The 21,649-nt window shown below is 54.8% G+C and carries 20 protein-coding genes; 9 read left to right on the top strand and 11 right to left on the bottom strand.

The genetic code is table 11. The features are described from left to right. The first annotated feature begins 53 nt into the window (after positions 1-53). Both EYQ49_04940 and EYQ49_04935 read left to right on the top strand, forming a co-directional pair. Positions 54-464: a GFA family protein gene (locus EYQ49_04940; protein ID HIG25223.1), complete on the top strand. Its 411-nt coding sequence runs from the start codon at positions 54-56 to the stop codon at positions 462-464. Between the two features lie 53 nt (positions 465-517). Further along, complete coding sequence (locus EYQ49_04935; GenBank protein HIG25222.1) at positions 518-1,516, top strand: NYN domain-containing protein; 999 nt, start codon at positions 518-520, stop codon at positions 1,514-1,516. Between the two features lie 54 nt (positions 1,517-1,570). Here the strand turns inward: EYQ49_04935 and ltaE are convergent, their stop codons facing one another. Continuing rightward, the gene (gene ltaE, locus EYQ49_04930; GenBank protein HIG25221.1) at positions 1,571-2,578 is read right to left on the bottom strand and encodes a low-specificity L-threonine aldolase; all 1,008 of its coding nucleotides are present in this window, start codon (positions 2,576-2,578) and stop codon (positions 1,571-1,573) included. 33 nt (positions 2,579-2,611) lie between these two features. Beyond that, complete coding sequence (locus EYQ49_04925; protein ID HIG25220.1) at positions 2,612-3,262, bottom strand: hemolysin III family protein; 651 nt, start codon at positions 3,260-3,262, stop codon at positions 2,612-2,614. 78 nt (positions 3,263-3,340) lie between these two features. Between EYQ49_04925 and betA the strand changes: the two genes are divergently transcribed. The 3 genes from betA (at position 3,341) to EYQ49_04910 (ending at position 7,242) form a co-directional block, all read left to right on the top strand. Then, positions 3,341-5,026, top strand: a complete 1,686-nt coding sequence (betA, locus tag EYQ49_04920; protein ID HIG25219.1) for a choline dehydrogenase — start codon at positions 3,341-3,343, stop codon at positions 5,024-5,026. Then, entirely contained in the window at positions 5,023-6,132 is a 1,110-nt protein-coding gene (locus EYQ49_04915) for a glycine cleavage system protein T (GenBank protein HIG25218.1), read from the top strand. Before betA ends, EYQ49_04915 begins: the two co-directional genes overlap by 4 nt. Before the next feature lie 231 nt (positions 6,133-6,363). After that, positions 6,364-7,242 carry a cation transporter gene (locus tag EYQ49_04910; protein ID HIG25217.1) on the top strand — a complete coding sequence of 293 codons (879 nt, stop codon included), beginning with the start codon at positions 6,364-6,366 and terminating at the stop codon, positions 7,240-7,242. Between the two features lie 16 nt (positions 7,243-7,258). On the opposite strand, the gene EYQ49_04905 is transcribed toward EYQ49_04910, so the two are convergent. Both EYQ49_04905 and EYQ49_04900 read right to left on the bottom strand, forming a co-directional pair. Further along, a complete protein-coding gene (locus EYQ49_04905) occupies positions 7,259-8,497 on the bottom strand; it encodes an acyl-CoA dehydrogenase (protein ID HIG25216.1) in 1,239 nt (412 codons plus the stop codon). Positions 8,498-8,528: 31 nt separating this feature from the next. Further along, positions 8,529-9,461 carry an SDR family NAD(P)-dependent oxidoreductase gene (locus EYQ49_04900; protein ID HIG25215.1) on the bottom strand — a complete coding sequence of 311 codons (933 nt, stop codon included), beginning with the start codon at positions 9,459-9,461 and terminating at the stop codon, positions 8,529-8,531. Between the two features lie 110 nt (positions 9,462-9,571). Between EYQ49_04900 and EYQ49_04895 the strand changes: the two genes are divergently transcribed. Both EYQ49_04895 and EYQ49_04890 read left to right on the top strand, forming a co-directional pair. Next, complete coding sequence (locus tag EYQ49_04895) at positions 9,572-10,549, top strand: MBL fold metallo-hydrolase (protein HIG25214.1); 978 nt, start codon at positions 9,572-9,574, stop codon at positions 10,547-10,549. Beyond that, positions 10,550-11,434: an NAD(P)-dependent oxidoreductase gene (locus tag EYQ49_04890; GenBank protein ID HIG25213.1), complete on the top strand. Its 885-nt coding sequence runs from the start codon at positions 10,550-10,552 to the stop codon at positions 11,432-11,434. It begins immediately after the preceding gene. Between the two features lie 101 nt (positions 11,435-11,535). Here EYQ49_04890 and EYQ49_04885 read toward each other — a convergent pair whose 3' ends face one another. The 5 genes from EYQ49_04885 to EYQ49_04865 form a co-directional block, all read right to left on the bottom strand. After that, positions 11,536-12,384, bottom strand: coding sequence for a TauD/TfdA family dioxygenase (locus EYQ49_04885; protein ID HIG25212.1), 849 nt, complete (start codon positions 12,382-12,384; stop codon positions 11,536-11,538). A 46-nt stretch (positions 12,385-12,430) separates the two neighbouring features. After that, complete coding sequence (locus EYQ49_04880; protein HIG25211.1) at positions 12,431-13,153, bottom strand: amino acid ABC transporter ATP-binding protein; 723 nt, start codon at positions 13,151-13,153, stop codon at positions 12,431-12,433. A 77-nt stretch (positions 13,154-13,230) separates the two neighbouring features. Further along, positions 13,231-15,051 (bottom strand): amino acid ABC transporter permease, encoded by a 1,821-nt coding sequence (locus EYQ49_04875; GenBank protein HIG25210.1) that lies wholly within the window; start codon positions 15,049-15,051, stop codon positions 13,231-13,233. Then, positions 15,051-16,625: an ABC transporter permease subunit gene (locus tag EYQ49_04870; GenBank protein HIG25209.1), complete on the bottom strand. Its 1,575-nt coding sequence runs from the start codon at positions 16,623-16,625 to the stop codon at positions 15,051-15,053. The genes EYQ49_04875 and EYQ49_04870 overlap by 1 nt, the downstream gene beginning before the upstream one ends. A gap of 166 nt (positions 16,626-16,791) precedes the next feature. Then, positions 16,792-17,928: an amino acid ABC transporter substrate-binding protein gene (locus EYQ49_04865; protein HIG25208.1), complete on the bottom strand. Its 1,137-nt coding sequence runs from the start codon at positions 17,926-17,928 to the stop codon at positions 16,792-16,794. Between the two features lie 150 nt (positions 17,929-18,078). Here EYQ49_04865 and EYQ49_04860 point away from each other — a divergent pair, with 150 nt between their 5' ends. Next, entirely contained in the window at positions 18,079-19,101 is a 1,023-nt protein-coding gene (locus tag EYQ49_04860) for a hypothetical protein (protein HIG25207.1), read from the top strand. Here EYQ49_04860 and EYQ49_04855 read toward each other — a convergent pair. Together EYQ49_04855 and EYQ49_04850 are read right to left on the bottom strand one after the other, a co-directional pair. Continuing rightward, positions 19,098-19,685 (bottom strand): hypothetical protein, encoded by a 588-nt coding sequence (locus tag EYQ49_04855; GenBank protein ID HIG25206.1) that lies wholly within the window; start codon positions 19,683-19,685, stop codon positions 19,098-19,100. The two genes, EYQ49_04860 and EYQ49_04855, sit on opposite strands and share 4 nt — an antisense overlap. Beyond that, positions 19,685-21,214: an AMP-dependent synthetase gene (locus tag EYQ49_04850; protein HIG25205.1), complete on the bottom strand. Its 1,530-nt coding sequence runs from the start codon at positions 21,212-21,214 to the stop codon at positions 19,685-19,687. Before EYQ49_04850 ends, EYQ49_04855 begins: the two co-directional genes overlap by 1 nt. 120 nt (positions 21,215-21,334) lie before the next feature. On the opposite strand from EYQ49_04850, the gene EYQ49_04845 reads away from it, so the two are divergent. Next, positions 21,335-21,628 (top strand): chorismate mutase, encoded by a 294-nt coding sequence (locus EYQ49_04845; protein HIG25204.1) that lies wholly within the window; start codon positions 21,335-21,337, stop codon positions 21,626-21,628. Positions 21,629-21,649 lie beyond the last annotated feature (21 nt).

The raw sequence follows: 21,649 nt of genomic DNA, 5'->3' as shown, positions 1-21,649 counted from the left end.
AAGCGGTGAGTTGGCATGGTGATTTAAAGCCGCAAGTTGTGTAAAAGTGCGTTATGGAAAAAATCCAAGAAATCAGAGCGACCGGAGGATGCGACTGCGGAGGCGTGCGCTACCGAGTAACCGGGCCTTTGCGTAACGTGGTGGACTGCCACTGTGAGCCGTGCCGGCGTATTACTGGCCACCATATGGCCGCTACCTCGGTGGCCGAGAGGGATCTGCACTTTGACACCAAGGAAGCCCTCACCTGGTACCAGCGGACCCCCACGGTGCGTTACGGGTTTTGTGGCCACTGCGGAGCGTCGTTGTTTTGGGCAGCCACCGACAAACCTGAGCGAGTTTCGATTACTGCAGGTTCGCTAGATCAACCCACTGGGCTAATAACTGAAGAAATTATTTATGCGGCAGAAGCAGGCGACTATCACCGTTTGGACCCTGATGTACCCGCTTTACCCGGTGACCATTAAGTAGAAAGCCTTGATTTCTGGGCTTTTCTTCAAAAGGTGGCATACTTAAGGTCATGCGTAACGATATGTCCGAAGAACGAATTGCTATTTTCTTAGATTACGAGAACTTAGCCATCGGGGCCCGAGAGAACCTGGGGCAACGTCGCTTTGATTATGCCCCTATTGCCCGAGCCATGGCCGAGCGAGGACGGGTGGTGTATCGCCGGGCCTATGCCGATTGGAGTCGCTTTGATGAAGACCGCCGTGACCTGACCCGACATCATGTAGAGCTCTTGGAAATCCCGCAACGCATGGGGACCAGTCGCAAAAACTCTGCCGATATAAAAATGGTGGTCGACGCCCTCGAGTTGGCTTTTGAACGGGACTACATCACTACCATCGTGTTGGGCACTGGAGACAGCGACTTCACCCCACTGGTACATAAACTCCGTGAACTTGACAAACGAGTCATTGGTATCGGGGTAAAAGAGTCCACCTCAAAGTTGTTGCCCCCAGCTTGTGATGAGTTTTTGTTTTACGAACGCCTCGAAGGAGTACGGAGTCAAAGCGCTGATGCTGATACAGAAAGCGAAGAAGAGACTCCCTCGTTGGATGAGTTAGTGATCTCTACGCTGGCCGGCATGCAAAGCACCAACGACGAAGTGCGAGCCTCAACGCTGAAACGGGCCATCGTGCGTATCGACCCTACGTTTAACGAATCCGACCATGGTTTCCGCGGGTTCACCGAACTTTTGCGCCATTTGGCCGAGCGTAAAGTGGTGGAGCTTAACGGTCCGCGCCGTGACCCTGAAGTAGATTTAGTGACCGGTGCTGGCCCCGCTCAGGCAGCGTTTGATTTATTGGCGGCCGTAGTTGCCGAGACCGCTGGAAAAAATGGTGCCCCTTTGTCGGGATTAAAAACCGAGCTGGTTCGTCGTGAACCAAAGTTCAACGAACGTGCGGTGGGCTATCGAGGTTTCTTGCAGTTCTGCAAAGCGGCCGCCGCCCGCGACTTGGTAACTATGCGCTGGGACGAAAAACGCGGCGACTACCTGCTCACGGTAAGCAAATAGTCTTGAGCGGGACCACCTACGGTCGCTGGCAAAAACTTAAAAGTTAAAACGTCTTTAGCGGGCAAAAAATTCTTGGAAAGAACTAATAAGTAGATCTTCGGCTTGATCATCAATACCCAAGTGAGTTACTAAACGCATGGTGGGTTTCCAAGGAAAAAAGCCAATGCCTTGGGTGGTTAGATGGGCGTCTAACGCATCGTGAAGTTCGGCTGGTGGGGTGATCCACAACATATTGGTGGCTTGCACCACGCCGAGGCCCTCGAGGCTCGATAAAGCAGCCGCTATACGTTCGGCCCGACGATGATCTTCAACAAGGCGCTCTACATGGTGATCGAGGGCATAGAGGCCGGCGGCCGCTAAGTGCCCGGCTTGGCGGGTGCCGCCACCCAACATTTTTCGCATGCGAAAAGCTTGAGCAATAGTTTTTTTGTCGCCCACCAGAACCGAGCCGGTGGGAGCACCAAGACCCTTTGAGAGGCAAAGCGAAGCGGTCTCTACCTGGCTAGTAAAAGCCGAAATAGGCACCTCAAGTGCGGCGGCCGCATTAAAAAGGCGAGCCCCATCAAGGTGCACCACCATGTCGTTCTGGTGAGCCACCGCCGCTAATTCGGTGACCAGTTCCACTGACTGCACATGGCCATTTGTGGTGTTTTCTAAACACAGCATGCGGGTTACCGGGTGGTGCTGGTCGGGTTCTTTAACGGCAGATGCCACTTCGGCCGGGTCGATGCTGCCTCGATCGTCAACCGCCAAGGGCCATGGCGCTAACCCGCCAAAAGCCGACGCTCCGGAAGCTTCGTTGATCAAAATATGGTAGTTGCGGCCAATGAGGTATTCGTCGCCCCGTTGCCCGTGAGCGAGTACGGCGGCCAAGTTGGATTGGGTGCCCGAAGAAAGAAAAAGAGCAGCTTCTTTACCGGTCAGGTCGGCCATTCGTTCTTGGAGTTCATTGACCGTGGGGTCTTCGCTAAAGACGTCGTCGCCCACTTCGGCGGCTGCCATAGCGGCTCGCATGGGGGCGGTGGCTTGGGTAATGGTGTCGCTACGAAAGTCTGTCTGCATGGCTTTAAGTTATCGGCGAAAACTCTGTTGGGGTTAACCGGCCTTGGGAAGCACGAAAAAAGCGATGGCGATGTAATGCAAGGTGGCCCCAACAATGGTGCATAGGTGGAACACTTCGTGAAAGCCAAAGGTGCCTGGCCAAGGGTTGGGTTTTTGAAAAGCAAAAATCAAGGCGCCCCCGGTGTAAAGCAGGCCACCAAGTAGCAGAAGCAAGAAGGCGGCTACGCCGAGTTGGTGCCAAGCATCAGTTATCACCGGCAGCAACGACCAACCAATGATGAGGTAGGGAAGAGCTACGGCCCAGTTGGGAGCGTGAGGAAAGCGTAAATAAATAACAATGCCGCTAGTTGCTCCTAGCCACACCACCCAAAGTACCAAGGTGCCCGCCCACGGGGAGAGCACGAAGACCGCTACTGGGGTATAAGTGGCGGCGATGGCCACAAAAATGGTGATGTGGTCAATTTTTTGCATCAGGGTTTTCTTCGACGGGCTCCAATCAATGCGGTGATAAAGAGCCGACACGCCAAAGAGGGCTACCATCGAAAGAGAGTACAAAGCGATGATGAAACGAGGCCCTACACCAGGGGCTTTGGCGATCATCAGGGGGGCCAAAGTCAGCGCAGAGATAAAGGCTGCCCGATGCGAGACTCCACGAAACAAGGGCTTGGGGGCAGGAAAGTTCATGACCCAAAACACGCTAGGTGCTTTTTACAGACTTAACCGTGTTCATGGCGGTTTTTTAAGGCAGAATCTCCTCAAGAAATGAGGGGAACTGTCTTGACCAAAGTAGACAACGCAGAAACTTACGACTACCTGATCGTGGGCGGCGGTTCGGCGGGTTGTGCGCTGGCCAACCGGTTAAGCGCTGACCCAGAAAATCAGGTGTTGTTGCTGGAAGCGGGCCGACGAGATTGGAAAGTCGATGTGGTGATCCACATGCCGGCGGCGTTGTCTATGGGTATCGGCAACCGGTTCTACGACTGGATGTACGAATCCGAGCCAGAGCCCGAAATGGGCGGCCGCCGGGTGTATCACGCTCGAGGCAAAGTGTTGGGTGGGTCGTCGTCAATAAATGGGATGATTTTTCAGCGAGGTAACCCCATGGACTACGACCGGTGGGCGGCCACCGAAGGCTGCCAACAATGGGATTGGGCGCATTGTTTGCCGTATTTTCGCCGTATGGAAACCTGCTTGGCTGGTGAGGATCAATGGCGAGGTGGTGAAGGTCCCCTGAAATTAGAGCGCGGCCCGGCCAGTAGCCCGCTGTTCAAAGCCTTTTTTGAAGCGGTGCAACAAGCCGGCCACCCCATGACCGATGACGTCAACGGTTACCGCCAAGAGGGTTTTAACGCTTTTGACCGCAACGTGCATCGAGGGCGGCGCTTGTCGGCCGCTCGGGCATATTTGCACCCCGTGATGAAGCGCAAAAACTTAAAGGTCGTGACCAAAGCGCAAGCCACCAGGTTCCTTATGGATGGCACCCGAGTAATAGGGGTGGAGTACACCAAGCGAGGCCGCTTGCACCAGGTGCGGGCCGCTGAAGTGATTTCGTGTGCCGGAGCCATTAACACGCCACAGTTGCTGCAACTCTCCGGTATCGGACCGACTGCGGTGCTCAAAGCGGCTGGGGTGACTCCGGTGGTGGACCTCCCCGGGGTGGGTGAGAACCTGCAAGACCACTTGGAGGTGTATGTGCAGTACGCCTGTAAAGAACCGGTGTCGTTAGCGCCTAATTTGGCCTGGTGGCGTAAACCATGGATTGGCTTGCAATGGTTGTTCCGTAGGGGCCCCGGGGTTTCGAATCATTTTGAAGCGGGCGGGTTTTTACGTAGCAACGATGAGGTTCCGTGGCCCAATTTGATGTTCCACTTTTTACCTATCGCTATCCGTTATGACGGTTCGGTGCCTTCGGCGGGCCATGGCTACCAGTTTCATATCGGGCCCATGTTTTCTAACAGCAAGGGGTGGGTGCGCATTGACTCGAACGACCCACTGGCTAAACCTAAATTGCAGTTCAACTATTTATCTACCGTCGAAGACCGCCAAGAGTGGACGGAAGCTATTGAAGTAGCGCGCAATATTATGAGCCAACCGGCTTTTGACCGCTACAACGACGGGGAGATTTCACCGGGACCGGAGGTCACCGGGCCCGAAGCGGTATTGGAATGGGTGCGCAAAGATGCTGAAACGGCGTTGCATCCGTCTTGTACGGCCCGCATGGGTAACGACCCGCTCGGGGTGGTGGACCCCACCAGCATGCGGGTTCATGGCGTGCAAGGCCTGCGGGTGGTGGATGCTTCGGCCATGCCCACGCTAACCAACGGCAATATCTATGCCCCGGTCATGATGATGGCTGAGCGGGCCGCTGACTTGATCTTAGGAAACGAAATGCTGCCGCCCAGCGACGCACCGCAGTATCGACATGGCGAATCGGAGATGAACCTATGACTTTGCAAATTCCTTTAGGCTCACGAGTGAGGAAGTCCCCATTTTTTGATGCGTTGGTCGCTCATGGGTTGACCCATGTCACGGTCTATAACCACATGTTGATGCCTGCTTCCTTTGGTGACCCGGCCGAGGAATACACCGCTTTGATGGAGCGGGTTTCTTTGTGGGATGTGTCTTGTGAACGCCAGGTAGAAATTGTGGGGCCGGATGCTTTTGCTTTGGCGCAGTACGTGTCGGCCCGTGACCTTGAGGGTATGCGGGTAGGCCAGGTGCGTTACGCCCCGCTTTGCGATCACCAAGGGACGCTGATTAACGACCCCATGGTGTTGAAGTTGGCCGATGACCAGTACTGGTTGTCGATTGCCGACTCAGATGTTTTGTGGTGGGTTAAGGCAGTAGCGGCGGAGCGAGGCATGGATTGTCGGGTATTCGAGCCAGATGTTTCGCCACTGGCTGTGCAGGGGCCTCGTGCCGAAGACACGGTGGCCGACCTGTTGGGGGAGTGGGTGCGCAAGGTGCCGTTCTTTGGTTTTGTGGCCACTGAACACCATGGCATCCCTGTGGTGGTGTGTCGTTCGGGGTGGAGCGGCCAAGGCGGGTTTGAATTGTTTTTGCAAGATGGCTCTCGGGGTATGGATTTGTGGAACTTGGTGTGGGCGGCCGGCGAGAAGTTCGGCATCCACCCCGGTGGCCCTACTTTGAACGAGCGCATCGAGTCGGGTTTGTTTTCTTATCGGGCTGACTGCGGTGGGGAAGCCACTCCGTTAGAAGTTGGCTTGGGGCGCTTTTTGTCGCTGGATCGGACTGACGATTTTATTGGCAAAGAGGCCTTGTTGGCTGAGCAAGCAGCGGGGCCGAAACGCCGGTTGGTTACCGTGTTGTTGTCGGGGGAGCGCTTGACGGACACCAGCGAACACCCGTGGCCGGCCCTGGATGCCGATGGCCAGGCCGTGGGTGAGGTGCGGGTCGCTACTTGGTCACCCAAGCACGAATCCAACTTGGCGATAGTTCTGGTGGCTTCCTCGGTGGCCGGCGGCCATTTCACTACCACCACTCCGGCGGGTGAAGTTCTCGCCGCTACCCATCTCAACTTTTTCGGCGAGTAACTAAAGATGTCTGGGCCGGACCCCAGGCATCTCAAATATCTTTAGTCCCCAGACATCTTCTTAGTTGCTTTGCCCAATAGGGAGATACCAGAGGACTGGCCCTAGATGCATCCTCAGCCACAGGTATCTCTTTTAAATATGAAACATGGGGCCAGGCCCCATGTCTCATCTAGGGGAGGGGAGAAGAGGGGTAGGGTTTAGGACAGCAACCACCGATGGAGAGAGAGTTTGATGCATAGTCACCAGCACCATTCGGCCGCTGGATCGTTGCGCATGGCTTTGGGTGCCAACACCGTGTTGCTGGTGGCGCAAGTTGTCGGCGCCGTGGTTTTTGGGTCGTTGGCTTTATGGGCCGACACGGTGCATCAAGGCTCAGATGTTCTTTCGCTGATAATTGCGGTGCTCGCGGTAGCCATGGCGGCCCGAGGGGCCACCAGTCGTTATAGCTTTGGCTTGAAACGGGCCGAAGTTATGGGGGCGCTCATCAATGCTGTTTTGCTCGTGGCGGCCGCTCTTTGGATCGTGGTGGAAGCCACCCGCCGCCTTGGCGACCCACCAGAAGTCAACGGCTTGGGCGTGTTCTTAGTGGCTTTAGTTGGTTTAATCGTTAATGGGGGAAGCGCTTGGCTGTTGAAACGCACCGGCGACCAAAGCGTAAACGTGGCCGGGGCAGCCCTGCACCTGCTCAGCGACGCCGCCGGTTCGCTGGGGGTAGTAATCGCCGGAGTGGCCATCATGGTGTGGGATGCCCGCTGGGTAGACCCGGCAGTCTCCTATTTGATCGCTGCCTTGGTGTTGTGGTCTGGGGTGGGCTTAGTTCGACGCACTATCCATATTCTCTTAGAAGGCACTCCACAAGACATTGACCTTGACCGCATCAACGAGGTCATGATCGGCCATCCACAAGTTTCCGATGTGCACCACTTGCATATTTGGTCGGTGGATTCCACCACCGCGGCGCTCAGCGCCCACGTGGTGGTAGCCGCTGACACCCTGCACGATGCCCAAGAAATCAGTGCAGAACTTGAAGGCGAACTTCAGCAAATAGGTATTTCCCATGCCACCTTGGCCCTGGAATGTCACCCGTGTCAGGGCGCAGACTGCCGATAATTAGATTGGCCAGTAGCTATATCGGCAGGTTGCCGGTAGCGGCCGCCGTAGAACCTGAATCGGTAAAGGCATTAATGGTGCGCTGGGCGATACGCATTTGGTGCACTTCGTCAGCGCCATCGGCAAAACGAGCCCACCGGGCGTGTTGGTACATGTCGGCTAGCGGGGTGTCGGTGGAATACCCCAAGGCCCCGTGCACCTGAATAGAGCGATCGATAATGCGGCCCAAAGCGTTGGCTACAAAATGCTTGGCCATGGAGACCTCAGACTTGAAGTCTTCACCGCGGTCAATTTTATAAGCGGCATGCAAAACCATAAGTTTGGATTGGTACAACTCCATGGTGGAGTCAGCAATCATCCACTGGATACCTTGTTTTTCAGCCAGCAATGATCCGTGGCTAAAGCGCTCCAGAGATCGCTCGACCATCATGTCTAACGCAGTTTCGGCTTGAGCGATCCAGCGCATGCAATGCGCTAAACGAGCCGGACCCAACCGGTACTGACCCAAGAGGTGCCCTTGGCCACGGCCGCCGAGCATCTGTGACTCATGCACCCGGAGATCCTCAATGAGTATCTCGCTGTGCCCCGTGGCCCCATGCATGGTTTCAATCTGACGCACATCGTTCCACCCCTCTTGAGGGAGGTCAATAATGAACGCCGTGTTAGCAGCCTGGGGCAGGTCGGGGTCCTCTTCGGTGCGGGCAATCAAAATAGCAAAATTGGCTCGATGGGCATTCGAAATAAACCATTTGTGTCCGTTAAGTACCCACTCTTCTCCGTCGGGGTAGCCACTGGTGCGAATCAACGTCGGGTCCGAGCCCGCAACTTCCGGCTCGGTCATAGCAAAACAAGACCACGAGCGGCCCGAACACAAAGGCTTAAGGTATTTTTCTTTCTGCTGGTCAGTACCCCAATGCAACAAGGTGTGCATGTTGCCTTCATCGGGGGCCTGACAGTTCAACACCCACGGGCCATAACGAGACCGAGCGGCCTCGGCTTGCACCATGGCCAGCTCCACATGGCTGAGCCCCATACCGCCCCACTCAACAGGCATATGAGGCAACCAGAGCCCTTCGGCGTGGGCCAACTTGCGCATGGCCACCAAAGCCTCGATGCGCTCGCTGCCCTCTAAGGACGGTTCGTCGCCTTTTCCTTCAATGCGCTGCTCCCCGGGCCGCACCACGTCATCAACAAAGGTACGTACCCGAGAGCGAATCGCTTCGAGTTCCGGAGTGAGGGAAAAGTCAATGGCCATGTATTGGTTGCCTGTATCTCGCCGGCGGGGTTTAAATAGTGTGGCCGGGGCGACCGGGGCCTTCGGCGGGGTTGCCGTCCATGCCGGAATTGAGTTGCGCATTGGCCATCAACTCAGCCATCAGATCGCCCAAGTCGGCGGGGTCATCAGGTTGGGTTCCTGATGGACCCAACTGCCATTGCTCAGAAATGCCTAAACGGTTACCCACCACGTCAAAGACGCGGCCGGTTACGTTCTGAGCAGCCTCGCTGCATAACCAAGTAGCGGGTACAGCAATCCAGCGAGGACCCATTGCTTCACGGGTTTCTTCATCCATAGCGCTAAAGCCCGGCAAATCAGCGGTCATCCGGGTGTACGCCCCCGGGGCCAAACAGTTAACGGTGACCCCGTATTTGGTTAACTCAATAGCGGTGATGATGGTAAAAGCAGCGATGCCCGCTTTGGCGGCCCCATAGTTGGCTTGCCCCACGTTGCCGTAAATGCCGGAAGGAGAAGAGGTGTTGATGATGCGACCAAAGGCTTCACCGCCGCTTTTTACTTTTTCTCGCCAGTACACCGCAGCGTGATGGCTGGGGGCAAAGGTGCCTTTGAGGTGCACGTTGATGACCGAATCCCAGTCGCCTTCAGACATCGAGAACATCATGCGGTCACGTAAAATACCGGCGTTGTTGATCAAAATGTCGCAACTGCCAAAAGTGTCAATGGCTTGATGAATCATTTCTCCGGCGGCATCAAAGTCGGCCACGTTGGCGCCGTTGACGATGGCTTCGCCGCCCATGGCTTCGATTTCGTTGACTACCGACTGGGCATGGCTAATGTCGCCCCCGCCACCGTCGGTCTCGGCTCCAATATCGTTAACTACTACTTTGGCGCCGTTTTCGGCCAGCAGCAATGCGTGTTCACGGCCGATGCCGCGTCCCGCTCCGGTCACGATGGCCACACGGCCTGCACAAAGGTTGCCCATTAGGTTTATCTCCTGTTTGTTGAACGAATTACCTTGATCTTGCCACCTTATGCACCCAAATAACGAAGCGGGTTAAGGAAGTATGGGAGTTCATGACCTAAGGTCAGGGCATGACTGATCGTAGAGACCAACTTTCCGCCTCGGTGCCCTATAGCCAGGGGCTTCATGAGGTAGCCGACGGGGTGTTTGCTTATTTACAACCCGACGGGGGGTGGGGGTGGAGCAACGCAGGGTTGTTAGCCACCGAGTGGTCGTCGCTACTGGTTGACACCTTGTTTGACCTCAACTTGACTCGGGACATGTTGGACGCCATGGCTGCGGTCACGGCAGGTAGCCCCATAGACACGGTGGTCAACACACACGCCAACGGCGACCATTGCTACGGCAACAGTTTGCTCAGCGACGCAGGGGCACAGATAGTGACCAGCGAAGCAGCAGCGGCCGAGATGGGTTCGATGCCTCCGGCGGCCATTACCGCTTTGATGGCGGTCGATTTAGGCGAAACCACCAACCGTTATGTCAAAGAAGCCTTTGGACCGTTCGAGTTTGCTGGTATCGACCTGCCAACCCCGGACCGCACTTTTAGCGGCGAATTGCAACTCGACGTGGGCGGGCGCACGGTGGAGTTGATTGAGGTCGGCCCGGCACATACTTCGGGGGACCTCTTGGTGCACCTTCCGGCCGCTGGTACCGTATTTTGCGGCGATATTTTGTTTATCAACGGCACCCCCATTATTTGGGACGGTCCGGTAGCAAACTGGATAGGCGCCTGTGATCGGATTTTGGATCTCGGCGCCGAGGTGATCGTGCCCGGTCATGGCCCGCTAACCGATGCTGCTGGTGTAACCGCGGTACGAGATTACCTCGTTTTTGTAAACGATGAATGCCATGCTCGTCATGCGGCGGGGCAAAGCGCCGCCCAGGCTGTTAAAGAAATTGATTTAGGGCCCTACGCCCAGTGGGGAGAATGGGAGCGCATAGCGGTCAACGTGCACGCCATCTACCGAGAGATCGATGGTCGCAGCGACCTGCAGTCACCGTTAGACCTGTTTGCCGCTATGGCTGAGTTGAAATATGGAGGAAAGTAAATGAGTGATAATCAAAAAAAGACTTGTGCTTTTGTGGGCTTAGGGGTGATGGGTTACCCCATGGCGGGGCATTTGCAGGCCGCAGGCCACGCCACCACGGTGTACAACCGCACGACAGCCAAAGCAGAGGCTTGGGTAGTTGAACACGGGGGAGTAGCGGCGACTACCCCAGGTAAGGCGGCAACTGCAGCAGAGGTAGTCCTGGTGTGTGTAGGTAATGATGATGACTTACGGTCGGTGATTTTTGGGCCAGATGGAATTTTGTCGGGCATGTCGGCGGGCTCCGTATTAGTGGATCACACCACCGCTTCGGCTGAGGTAGCTCGGGAGATAGCGGCCGCCGCGGTTCAACAGGGCGTCGGTTTTGTTGATGCCCCGGTTTCTGGGGGCCAAGCCGGGGCCGAAACCGGTCAACTGAGTGTTATGTGTGGTGGTTCAGAAGAGACGTTCGCCTCGGTAGAAGAAATCCTTGAGGTGTACGCCAAGGCGGTGAACTTGATTGGCCCGGTTGGAGCGGGACAAACCACCAAAATGGTCAACCAAATCTGTATAGCAGGATTAATTCAGGGCCTGTCCGAGGCCTTAGATTTTGGCCGTCGAGCCGACCTAGACATGGACAAGGTGCTGGCCGCTATCAGCCAAGGAGCTTCCGGTTCGTGGCAAATGAGCAACCGGGCAACCACCATGTTGGATGGTCATTTTGATCACGGATTTGCTTTGGATTGGATGCGTAAAGACTTAGGTATCGTTTTTGACGAAGCAGAACGTATAGGCGCTTCGTTGCCGATAACTGCTTTGGTCGATCAATATTACGCTCGTTTGCAACGCCAAGGCCATGGCCGTTGGGACACCTCATCGCTTATGGATCTTCTCCGCGATCAGTAACACGCAACCGAATTCCAAATAACCGAACCTAGGGTCACATCCCAGGTAAACAGATTAAACCTAAATAGTTCGTGCTTTGGGGGCAGTCCCCAGAGCACGAACTATTTAGTGGGTGGGGTGCCGGCGACCGTGGTGCGGTGGAGTTGGCGGCGTTGGCCGGGGTAGTCGTTTAGCGCCACGTGTTGGGTGGTGCGGTTGTCCCAAATAACCACGTCGCCGTTAGCCCAGCGATGGCGAAAGGTGAACCGTATATGGATGGTCCAATGGTGGAGCCACTGCAGTGTTTTTGCTTCTGCATCTGAGGAACCCAAGTCGGGCCCTTGAAGGCCACGCACGTAAGTGCCGTTAAAGAAAAGAGCGGTCTCGCCGGTTTCTGGGTGGACGCAAACCAGCGGGTGTTCTTGAGTATCTTCGGCATCATCAGAGGTGCGTATGTCCATGCTGGAGAGTCCTGAGTGAAGCGCCTGTTGTGCTGGGGAATACGAAGCACTAGCGGAATGCACAGCAGTCATCTCAGTAAAACGCTCTTGCTGGTCGGGAGTTAGCGCCTCCCAAGCAGCGGTCATGGAGGACCAAACGGTGTCGCCGCCCACCTTGGGGACGTCAATGGCGTGAAGAACAGTGAAGGCCGGTGGCGCCTCAAGAAAAGAAAAATCGCTGTGCCACACACCACCAAAATTAAATGCTTCAGGTTCCGAGGCTTCTTTTATTACCCCAATTACTTCGGGAAACCCGGCCAGAGGTTCAACAAAAGGTACGGGAGAAAAAGGCCCTAATTGGTGGCTGAAAGCCGTCTGTTGGGCAGGGGAGAGGGCCTGTCCGGGAATTACGACTACCTGGTGTTGGCAGATGGCCGCCCTCAATGATGCGGTTTGTTGTTCGTTCAGCGTAGTGAGATCAAGCCCAGAGATTCGAGCACCCAGTACTCCAGTTAGATGTTCAACGTTCATTGCCGCACCTTAGATCAAGGCAAGAGGAAATGACACCTTGTCTGGTTTAGAGAATCTGCGACAAGAAGAGCTTGGTGCGGTCCTCGGTGGGGTTGGTGAAGAAGTGTTCAGGCGTGCCCACTTCAACGATTTGTCCCTCTTCCATAAAGATGATCCGGTCGGCTACTTCTTTAGCAAAGCCCATTTCGTGGGTTACCACCATCATGGTCATGCCCGAACGAGCCAAGTCTTTCATTACATCCAGCACTTCTTTAATCATCTCAGGGTCAAGAGCAGAGGTTGGTTCGTCAAACAGCATGATGCGTGGTTCCATGGCCAAGGCTCGAGCAATAGCTACCCGCTGCTGTTGACCGCCCGAGAGCTGCCCAGGGAATTTGTCGGCTTGTTCAGGGATGCCCACTAATTCCAAGAGTTCATTCGCCTGCTCGATAGCTTCTGCTTTAGGCTTTTTACGCACCCAAATAGGGGCCAAAGTAACGTTGTCACGTACCGAAAGGTGAGGGAATAGGTTGAACTGTTGAAACACCATCCCTACTTCGGAGCGGATTTTTTCAATATTGCGCATGTCGTTGGTGAGTTCTACCCCGTCAACGGTGATGTCGCCTTCTTGATGATGTTCCAAGCGGTTGATACAGCGGATCCACGTAGATTTTCCCGACCCAGAAGGGCCGAGCACTACCACAACTTCTTGTTCTTTAATGGTGGCCGAAACGTTTTCTAAGGCTTGAAAGTCGCCGTACCACTTAGAAACGCCGCTACAGACAATCATGTCTGGGGCGTCACTTAGGTCGCGACCTGAGCGAGTGGTGGTGATGGTGTTGTCTGTTTCATTCATAGTTAGTTACCTCATCGTTCGCCGAGGCCGACACGCTTTTCAATGCGTTGACTGGCTTTCGACATGGAATAGGAAATGACCCAGTAAAGCACTGAGACAAAGAATAAGTTTTCACGGGCGGAACCGATGAAAGCTGTTTGGTTTGGGATGACCGATCGACCGACATAGAGCAGGTCGAAGAGGCCAATGATGTAGAGCAGCGACGTTTCTTTGAAGGTACCGATGGTTTGGCCCACCATGGGAGGAATAGACATGCGTAGGGCCTGAGGTAAAACGATGAACACGGTTTTTTGCGAGGTAGACATGCCGACTGCTTCGGCTGCTTCGTGTTGGCCGCGAGTGACCGATTGCAACCCACCGCGAATGTTTTCCGCTACGTAGGCGGCTGAGAAGAGGGCATAACCGATGGTTACCGAGGTAATCTCAGGCAGGTCCATTCCCTCGGGCAGAAAGAGGGGGAGCATCACCGAAAAGAAGATCAAGATGGTGATCAGCGGAACACCTCGGATGAACTCAATGAACGTGGTGGCCAGCAAACGAAAGATCGGCATATTGGAGGTGCGAGCGAGGGCCAGCAATACGCCAAAGGGGTAAGACAAAACAATGGTGAAAAACGCTACTACCAAAGTAAGGGTCGCTCCGCCAAAGAACAAATCACCGGGTACCTCTACCGTTGAGGGCGTGTTGACTGCGGTAATTAACCAACCGGTAATGAGTATGAACCCAGACCAGATGCTGGAATACCGCCGACGGGTAGATTTATCTCCGCTGAAAGTGGGAGCAGCCAAGGAGAAAAGGCCCAAGGCGATTAAGAAAATGCGAACGATCATGCGCATCGGGGTCAGGAAAGAGCCAAAACCGACCAAAAGTATCAGCATGGCGACGATTCGACCGATTTCACCCAAACTAGGTTTGGTGAGCGTATAAAGGAGCAAGCCGCCGACTACTAAAAACCCTAAGACCAGGGGAATGTCGGTGTATAACACGTGATTCATGGTGAAGGATGGATCGCGAAGCACGAGATAGATCAAGAAAAACGGAGAGAGCAACCAGAGGCCCAGTAAGACGCCCCGGGTACGCCCTTCGGGGAGGCGATCACGAAGAACAACGCCGAGGTAGTAGGCCCCAACTAGAACAAACAACATGATAGTCCACGGCAGTTGGGTGCTAAAAGCTACCGTGCCAGGCTCTGACATGACCTGCGGAGTGCGATCCCCGACAAAAGAATGGCGGCCGTAGGGGATAAACCAAAGGGTGGCGATAATTGAAGCAAAGGTACCAACCAATAGGGTGAGCGAGCTGAGAGATCGTCCATCACCTTCATCTTCGTTTTCATTGGCGCTTCGCTTGAATATAAAGCCAGCGAGCAATACTACACCAGCTGCTATTTCCCATTTGATGGTTCCGGAGGTGCTTAATGGGGCCAGCAAGACCATGATGGCCAGGCCAACGCCAAAAGAAAAAGATGATTTAGCAAGGCGAGCGAAAGGCACACGGGTGCCGCCTCGCCAAATGGCCATAGAGAGCCCGGCCAGGACCAAAAGGGTTGCAAAAGAGAACCAAATGCGGTTGTATTGCGCTTCGGGGTAGGCAAAGGACATGTAGAGCCGTGAGTTGACGGCCACGGCATCCCACTGTCGGTCAGGGTTGAAGGCAAAACCCAGCAAGCCTTTGGCCAAAGATAAGACCACCAGTGAGGTAATTATGGTGATGAGGGTGTTGCCCACGTTGGAGAAGAGGTTTTTCTTTAACCATTCTTTGGGTGGTAGATGTGGCTCCTGTGGAGGAGCTGTAATAACCGGTACTCCGGCGGATGATTGGATTTCAGTCATTATCGCTCCACCAACTTGAGACGCATATTAAAGAAGTTCACGACCACCGAAATGGTAAGCGAACAAGCGAGATAGAAGAGCATCCACACCGACATAACGGGGAGGGCCTTTCCGGTTTGGTTATAGATGGTTTGCCCAACCTGCACAATGTCGCTGTAGCCCACGGCGATAGCCAGCGAAGTATTTTTGGTCAAACTTAGATACTGGTTACCGAGTGGCGGTAAAGAAATACGAAATGCTTGAGGCAGAATGACTCGGCGTAGGGACTGAGCACGGTTTAAACCGACGGCACTGGCTGCCTCGACCTGGCCCTTAGGCACAGAAAGAATGCCACCTCGAAGGATTTCACCGATATGCGCTGAGTGGTAGAACGTCACCCCAAAGAACAAGGCGGCAAAGCCTCGAGTCATGGTTAAACCGTTCAGACCGTAGTTGGCGAAATTGCCAGGTTTGAGAACATCGGGGCGCATGGCATCAAACGGGCGAGCGGCCCCATCAACGTTGAACTTCGTTTCGGCCAGCCTAAAGAGGTCTTGTCCTGAGTTGAGCAACCAAGAGGACAGCCCCGTCCATTTGTAGATCACTACAATGACCACCACCGAGGCGAGGCCGGCAAAGATCATGCGGAACCAGTCATCGTCGCTTAAGTTGAGATGGCCAGACCCGCTACGGCGGTCAGCGCGAAATTTTCGAATCCAACGCAGAGCGAGCAGTACCGCGATGACGGAAATCGCCGCTTGGGTTATGGGGATGGTCAATGAGTCAATCAGGCCAGCTATCCCACCCATGATGGGCCCCACGAAGGAAAAAACTGGGTGAATAAAAAGGCCGATGAAGCCGAAGAGCGCTAATGTGCCGGTAGCCCACAAGATGGGGGAGGTCTCCCGCCCGGTTTCGTCGTGCAATTTGAGGCGTTGTTTGCGCACAAAATAGGCAGCAATGGCCCCCAGCAAAATGACGATAGCCCATTGGTAAAACCCATCGGCGATGAATACTCGAGGGAGAGAGAGTCCTTTGTTGGAGATATGCAACCAGTTGTGAATTGGGCCTTGGTCTTGGTTTAACGGGCCAGCTGCCGCCGTGGGGTCCAAAAAGGTGGTCCTGGGCAGGGTGGCCATGACGGAAGAATAAAAGATGATCTGCACGAGCAACGGAACGTTGCGAAGGCTTTCAACCCACATAGCACCGATTTTGCGGAGCATCCAGTTGTTGGAGAGGCGAGACAAAGCAACGAAAACGCCCAAAATGGTGGAGAAAACAATGCCTACGGCGGCGACGCGTAAGGTGTTGACCATGCCGACCCAGAGCGCTCGTCCCCCGCTGTTGGGCAAGGTATCGATGCCCTCGCTTAACTGAATGTCTACGGGGCGGTCAATGAATTCAAAGCCGATGCTGATGTCTTTAGCGCGTAGGTTGTTGCCGGCTTGACCCACAAAGACCCAGAGGGCGGCCAGTACCACGGCGAGCAAACTAACTTGAGTAAACCATTTGAGGACAACCACGTCGCGCCACAGAGGCACCCTTTGGGCTACCGCTAGTTTAGTGTTCGACGGTTGTTCGACTGGTGCAGTCATTGGTCCAGTTTACGAAGAGGGTGGTGGCCAATGCGAAGCCACCTTGGTTGGTCAGGAGGATAGAACAAAAATGCTGCTCAAGCGCGGAAGGGCCCGTTGCTGGGAGATGCAGGGCATCTCGCCAGCAACGGGGCCATCACGTTAATCAGTAACTCTTTTTATCTACTTAGCGCATTGGTGGAGCGTAGATGAGCCCACCGTCTGCTGCAGGAGCGTTAGCTGAACCTTCACGGAACAAGCCCACTGGGTTCAAGTTGGAGTTATAGATGTCGCTGTAGTTACCAACCTGCTTGATGACTTGGTAGAAGGCATCGGCGGGAAGGCCCATAACGGTCTGCAATTCACCTTCGTCGGTGCCCAAAAGGCGGCCGACTTCACCAGGCTCAGTGAGGAAGTCGTCAACGTTGCTGTTGTTGATGCCGTACTCGTCAGCAATGACGGTGGCGTAAACAGACCAGTTGATGACGTCGCCCCATACAGAGTCGTTCTGTGGGTACACGGGGCCGAGAGGCTCCTTGGAGATAGGTGTAGCGGGGAAAATGATCCATTCACCAATCATTTCGTGCTTGGCCATACGGCCTACCAAAGCAGAACCATCGGTGGTGGTTACGTCGCAAGCGCCGCTGATGAAGCTGTCGTAAACTTCATCGCTACCTTCGAAGGTTTGCAAGGTGATGTTTACGCCTTGCAAACGGGCAGCTTCACTGATGTTCTTTTCCGTGGTGGTACCAGCGTTTACACAAACGATGGTGCCTTCAAGGTCAGCGATGTCGGATGAACCGGAGAAACCGTCGGAAATACGAGCCATCAGCTGTTGGCCATCAAAGTAGGTGGTTGGGCCAAAGTCCATACCTAAGTCGGTGTCCCGGCTTTGAGTCCAAGTGGTGGTACGCATGAGCAAGTCAACCTGACCGGTCTGAACAGCGGTGAAGCGTTCAGAAGAAGTCAAAGGAATGAAAGTCACGGCAGTTGCGTCGCCCAAAACGGCGGCGGCAATTACTCGGCAGTAGTCAGCATCGAAGCCGGCGGAAGTTCCGTCAGGCTGGATTACTGAGAAAGCAACGGCGGTCGAGCCGACGCCACAGTTTACGGTGCCTCGATCTTGCACTACCTGAAGAAGGCTGGTGCCTTCAACCAGCTCAACGGCTGTAGTAGGTGCGGCAGTGGTTTCAGTATCTGCGGTAGCTGCGGTAGTCGGAGCTGCAGTGGTGCTTGTGCCTTCGTCGCCGGAGTCGCTACCGCATGCTGCGGCAACAAGACCAATTGAAAGGAACAAAGCGAGAAGCTTGAAAAGCTTGCTCATATGGGGAACCCCCTCGGTTCATTAGGTATATCCCAATTTGGGAATGTCATCCGTCGGTGGACGACTTTTAAAGGTTAGGTGACGGTGGTCACCAGCGCAACTTGAGCAGCGATTTTTGCCGTGGATCCCACAAGGTGTAATGTTTTTGTAATGAACGCTAAACCGGCCACCTCGACTTCTCTTGCCACAATTTCTACAGTTACGGGTGCTATTTCGCCTGATCAGTTGGGACGCACGTTGATGCATGAGCATCTAACTGTGGGGTATTCCGGTTGGGAATCGCACACCAGCCGCCCGGGTCTTTCGCGTGCTGATATGAGGGCCGTCTGTATAGATCGCATCGCAGAATTGCAAGATTTGGGCTACTCCTCGCTGCTGGACCCTTGTCCATCTGACTTGGGTCGTGATGTGGAGTTGATGGTTGAGGTTGCCGAGGCCACGGGTTTCAACATTATTTGTGCTACTGGTTTGTACCGGCAGGAAGGTGGCGGGGTGGCCTATTGGCTGCATAAAGGCCAGTACGAAGATATTCAGCCGGTGATGACCGAACAGTTTGTGGCCGAACTCACCGAGGGCATCGGCACCACCGGGGTGCGGGCGGGAATAATTAAATGCGGCACCGGTCATGGAGGAATGTCTGATTACGAACGCACGGTGTTTAACGCCGTAGCGGCAGCATCTTGCGTTACCGGGGCTCCTATCACGACGCACACCGACGACGGAGCGGTAGGAGACATTCAACAACAAGTATTGGTGGACGCTGAGGTGCCTGCGCATCGAATAGTTATCGGCCACTCATGCGGCAGCACCGACACCGACTATCACCTAGGTATTGCCACCGGCGGAAGTTATTTAGGTTTCGACCGTTTTGGCATTGAGGCGTTTATGTCTGATGAAGATCGTGTGGATGCGTTGGTGCGCCTTTTGCGTCAGGGGGCTGGCGACCGGGTGGTGGTGAGCCACGACTCGGTGTGGTGTTGGCGCGGCGAACCGTTTCCGTCGCACGCCATGAGCCAGTTGGCTGAAGTAATGGAACCCACCCGGTTTGATCGCGAGATCGTGCCCATGTTGATTGACCGAGGGGTTACGCAAGCAGAGATCGACAAGTTGGTGGTAGATAACCCGCGAAGGTTCTTTGCTGGGGAGCCTTTGCCTGCGCTGGCTAAAAGCTAAGCGGTGACTTGATTAGTTAAAAAGCGGGCGGCCAAAATGGCACCGAAAATACCCCCGGAAGTAGACAGCACCAAATCGCTTACCGTGTCGTCGTAGGTGAGTTGTAGCCCGGCGGTGCCCATGGATTGCACAATCCATTCCATGCCTTCCCAAGCCACTATGGCTAAAGCGCCAAATCCTGCGCCCAGAAGGGTCAGGTTCCAGCGGGCTAAACCAGCGGGAGCCAGAAATATCACTAAGGCCGCTACTAAAAACACCCAGTTAATGAAATGTAAGAAGTCGTCAAAGTTGTGCACGGTGTTATAGAGGTTCACCAAGTTGCCGGCGAGGTCTAAAACAAAAGGTAGCACCAGTAAAGCGTCAGCGAGGTAGGGGTAGTTTCGTTGATTAACTGGTTTTCGCCGGGTGGCGAGAAACCAGATGAGGGGGACAATCAACGCCGAAATAGGGTAACCGACGGCTCGTTCAGGCCAGCCTTTACCGATGACGCCGGGGATGTCGGGGAATACAAGCCCCAGCAGCAGGCAAGCGGCCAGCGAAGCCTTTATCGCCCACATGAACTTGCGCGGTGAAATAAAAGCCATTAATTTATTTGACGATCTAGGTGCTCCCAGTAAGGAGCACGCAATTTAAACTTTTGCAACTTTCCGGTGGCTGTGCGGTCGAGTTCGTGGCGAAACTCCACTGAGGTGGGGCACTTGTAGTGGGCGAGCAGTTCGCGGCAATGGTCAATAAGGTCATTTTCGGTTATTGAAGTATCGGTGCAAACTACGAGGGCTTTTACTGTTTCTCCCCATTTTTCGTGAGGTACCCCGATGACCGCTGCTTCGGCTACCGCAGGGTGTGAGAAAAGAGCGTCTTCCACTTCGATGGATGACACGTTTTCTCCGCCAGAAATAATGACATCTTTTTTTCGGTCGGTAATGGTGGCGTAGTTGTCGTCACCAATGGTGGCGCCGTCACCGGTATGAAACCACCCGTCGGCTAAAGCTTTTTCGGTTCCCTCTGGTTGGTCCCAGTAGCTTTTTAGTACATGGTTGCTGCGAGCCAGGAGTTCCCCATCGGGGGCTGTGCTGAGTTCTACCCCGAGGGCGGGGGCTCCGGCGCGGGAGAGTTCAACGGCGCGTTGTCCGGCGTCAAGGTGGTCCCATTCGGCTCGGGAGCGGTTCATGGTGAGCAGCGGTGCTGTTTCGGTGAGCCCGTAAATCTGGATGAATTCCCAATCCAGTTCGGTTTCTACTCGTTCAATGATGCTGGTGGGCGGTGGGGCACCGGCCACCACGATGCGCATAGTTGCGGCACCAGGGATCGGCCCGTCCCAGTCGGCGGCGGCTTCTAGGACGGCGGTGATTACCGCGGGAGCGCCACAAAGCAAGGTGACTCCGTGTCGTTCAATGCGGCGCAAGATTTCTGGCCCGTCTACTTTGCGTAAAATAATGTGTTGACCGCCCATTCCGGTGATGGCGTAAGGCATGCCCCAGCCGTTGCAGTGAAACATGGGCAGAGTGTGGAGGTAGACCTCGCGGTCGTTGACCCCGCTTTGCCATCCGAACACTGCGGCGTTGAGCCAGAGGTTGCGGTGGGTCATCTCGACCCCTTTGGGGCGAGCGGTGGTTCCACTGGTGTAGTTGATGGTGGCGGTGGCGTGTTCGCTGGGTTCCCACGGTTGAGGAGCGACGTCGTAGTTAAAGAGTGCATCGGATTCTGGGCCAGCAGTGAATTGGTGTTTTACGTCGAAGTCGCCGTGTTGTTCAGCCAACTCGGGGTCAATGATCAGCACCTCGGCTTCTGAGTGGTTAAGGATGAATTGTATTTCTGGTTTGCTGAGGCGAAAGTTGATGGGCACGCCAACCCGCCCGTAGGCGCTGGTACCGAAAAGAAACACCAAAAGTCGGGCTGAATTGTGCGAGACCATGGCGACGCGGGTGCCGATGGCTAAGCCCAAACCATCAAGGCCAGCGGCCAGGGCCCGTGCTGATTGCGCTAGTTGTCGGTAGGTCAGGTCGGACAGAGCGGGGGCTGGTTGATTGGGCTCGTCAATAATGGCTATGCGGTCGCCGTAAACTCGTTCGGCCCGGTCAAGGTAGTCGGTAATGGTAAGAGGGATTTCCATGAAGGGCTCGCTTGTTTGGTTAAAGGGGTGAGTGGTTAGATACGGAGAATAGCCCAGTTTGCAAATGGTAAGTCAAGCAGGGCGGCGAGGGCCTACCCTGTGAGAAGCGAAAGGAAAATAATGAGCGACCAAAACGACGAGGTGCTGATCGGTTACCGGTCCAGTATTGACAATATTGATTCGGCGCTCATCGTGTTGTTGGCCGAACGGTTTAAGGTCACCGGCAAGGTAGGGGAATATAAAGCGCAATCAGGTATGGCGCCGGCCGACCCGGGGAGAGAAGCCGAACAGGTGGAGCGGCTTCGTGAGCTTTCTGCGCAGGCTGGGTTGGATCCCGTTTTTTCTGAGAAGTTTTTGCGCTTTATTATTGATGAGGTGATTCGTCATCACCTGCAGGCCAACGAGAAGGAGTAAAGCCTTTTTTGCGAAGAAGGG

This window comes from Acidimicrobiia bacterium (assembly GCA_012959995.1).
Classification (GTDB): Bacteria; Actinomycetota; Acidimicrobiia; order Acidimicrobiales; family MedAcidi-G1; genus MedAcidi-G2B.
This window is presented reverse-complemented; position numbering and strand designations above follow the sequence as displayed.

Coding starts and splice junctions, on each gene's coding strand:
- EYQ49_04895 (HIG25214.1), top strand. CDS start 9,572: ATGACTGATCGTAGAGACCAACTTTCCGCCTCGGTGCCCTATAGCCAG.
- EYQ49_04905 (HIG25216.1), bottom strand. CDS start 8,497: ATGGCCATTGACTTTTCCCTCACTCCGGAACTCGAAGCGATTCGCTCT.
- EYQ49_04845 (HIG25204.1), top strand. CDS start 21,335: ATGAGCGACCAAAACGACGAGGTGCTGATCGGTTACCGGTCCAGTATT.
- EYQ49_04915 (HIG25218.1), top strand. CDS start 5,023: ATGACTTTGCAAATTCCTTTAGGCTCACGAGTGAGGAAGTCCCCATTT.
- EYQ49_04890 (HIG25213.1), top strand. CDS start 10,550: ATGAGTGATAATCAAAAAAAGACTTGTGCTTTTGTGGGCTTAGGGGTG.
- EYQ49_04900 (HIG25215.1), bottom strand. CDS start 9,461: ATGGGCAACCTTTGTGCAGGCCGTGTGGCCATCGTGACCGGAGCGGGA.
- EYQ49_04910 (HIG25217.1), top strand. CDS start 6,364: ATGCATAGTCACCAGCACCATTCGGCCGCTGGATCGTTGCGCATGGCT.
- EYQ49_04885 (HIG25212.1), bottom strand. CDS start 12,384: ATGAACGTTGAACATCTAACTGGAGTACTGGGTGCTCGAATCTCTGGG.
- EYQ49_04860 (HIG25207.1), top strand. CDS start 18,079: ATGAACGCTAAACCGGCCACCTCGACTTCTCTTGCCACAATTTCTACA.
- ltaE (HIG25221.1), bottom strand. CDS start 2,578: ATGCAGACAGACTTTCGTAGCGACACCATTACCCAAGCCACCGCCCCC.
- EYQ49_04870 (HIG25209.1), bottom strand. CDS start 16,625: ATGACTGCACCAGTCGAACAACCGTCGAACACTAAACTAGCGGTAGCC.
- EYQ49_04880 (HIG25211.1), bottom strand. CDS start 13,153: ATGATTGTCTGTAGCGGCGTTTCTAAGTGGTACGGCGACTTTCAAGCC.
- EYQ49_04855 (HIG25206.1), bottom strand. CDS start 19,685: ATGGCTTTTATTTCACCGCGCAAGTTCATGTGGGCGATAAAGGCTTCG.
- EYQ49_04925 (HIG25220.1), bottom strand. CDS start 3,262: ATGAACTTTCCTGCCCCCAAGCCCTTGTTTCGTGGAGTCTCGCATCGG.
- EYQ49_04935 (HIG25222.1), top strand. CDS start 518: ATGCGTAACGATATGTCCGAAGAACGAATTGCTATTTTCTTAGATTAC.
- EYQ49_04940 (HIG25223.1), top strand. CDS start 54: ATGGAAAAAATCCAAGAAATCAGAGCGACCGGAGGATGCGACTGCGGA.
- EYQ49_04850 (HIG25205.1), bottom strand. CDS start 21,214: ATGGAAATCCCTCTTACCATTACCGACTACCTTGACCGGGCCGAACGA.
- EYQ49_04875 (HIG25210.1), bottom strand. CDS start 15,051: ATGACTGAAATCCAATCATCCGCCGGAGTACCGGTTATTACAGCTCCT.
- betA (HIG25219.1), top strand. CDS start 3,341: ATGAGGGGAACTGTCTTGACCAAAGTAGACAACGCAGAAACTTACGAC.
- EYQ49_04865 (HIG25208.1), bottom strand. CDS start 17,928: ATGAGCAAGCTTTTCAAGCTTCTCGCTTTGTTCCTTTCAATTGGTCTT.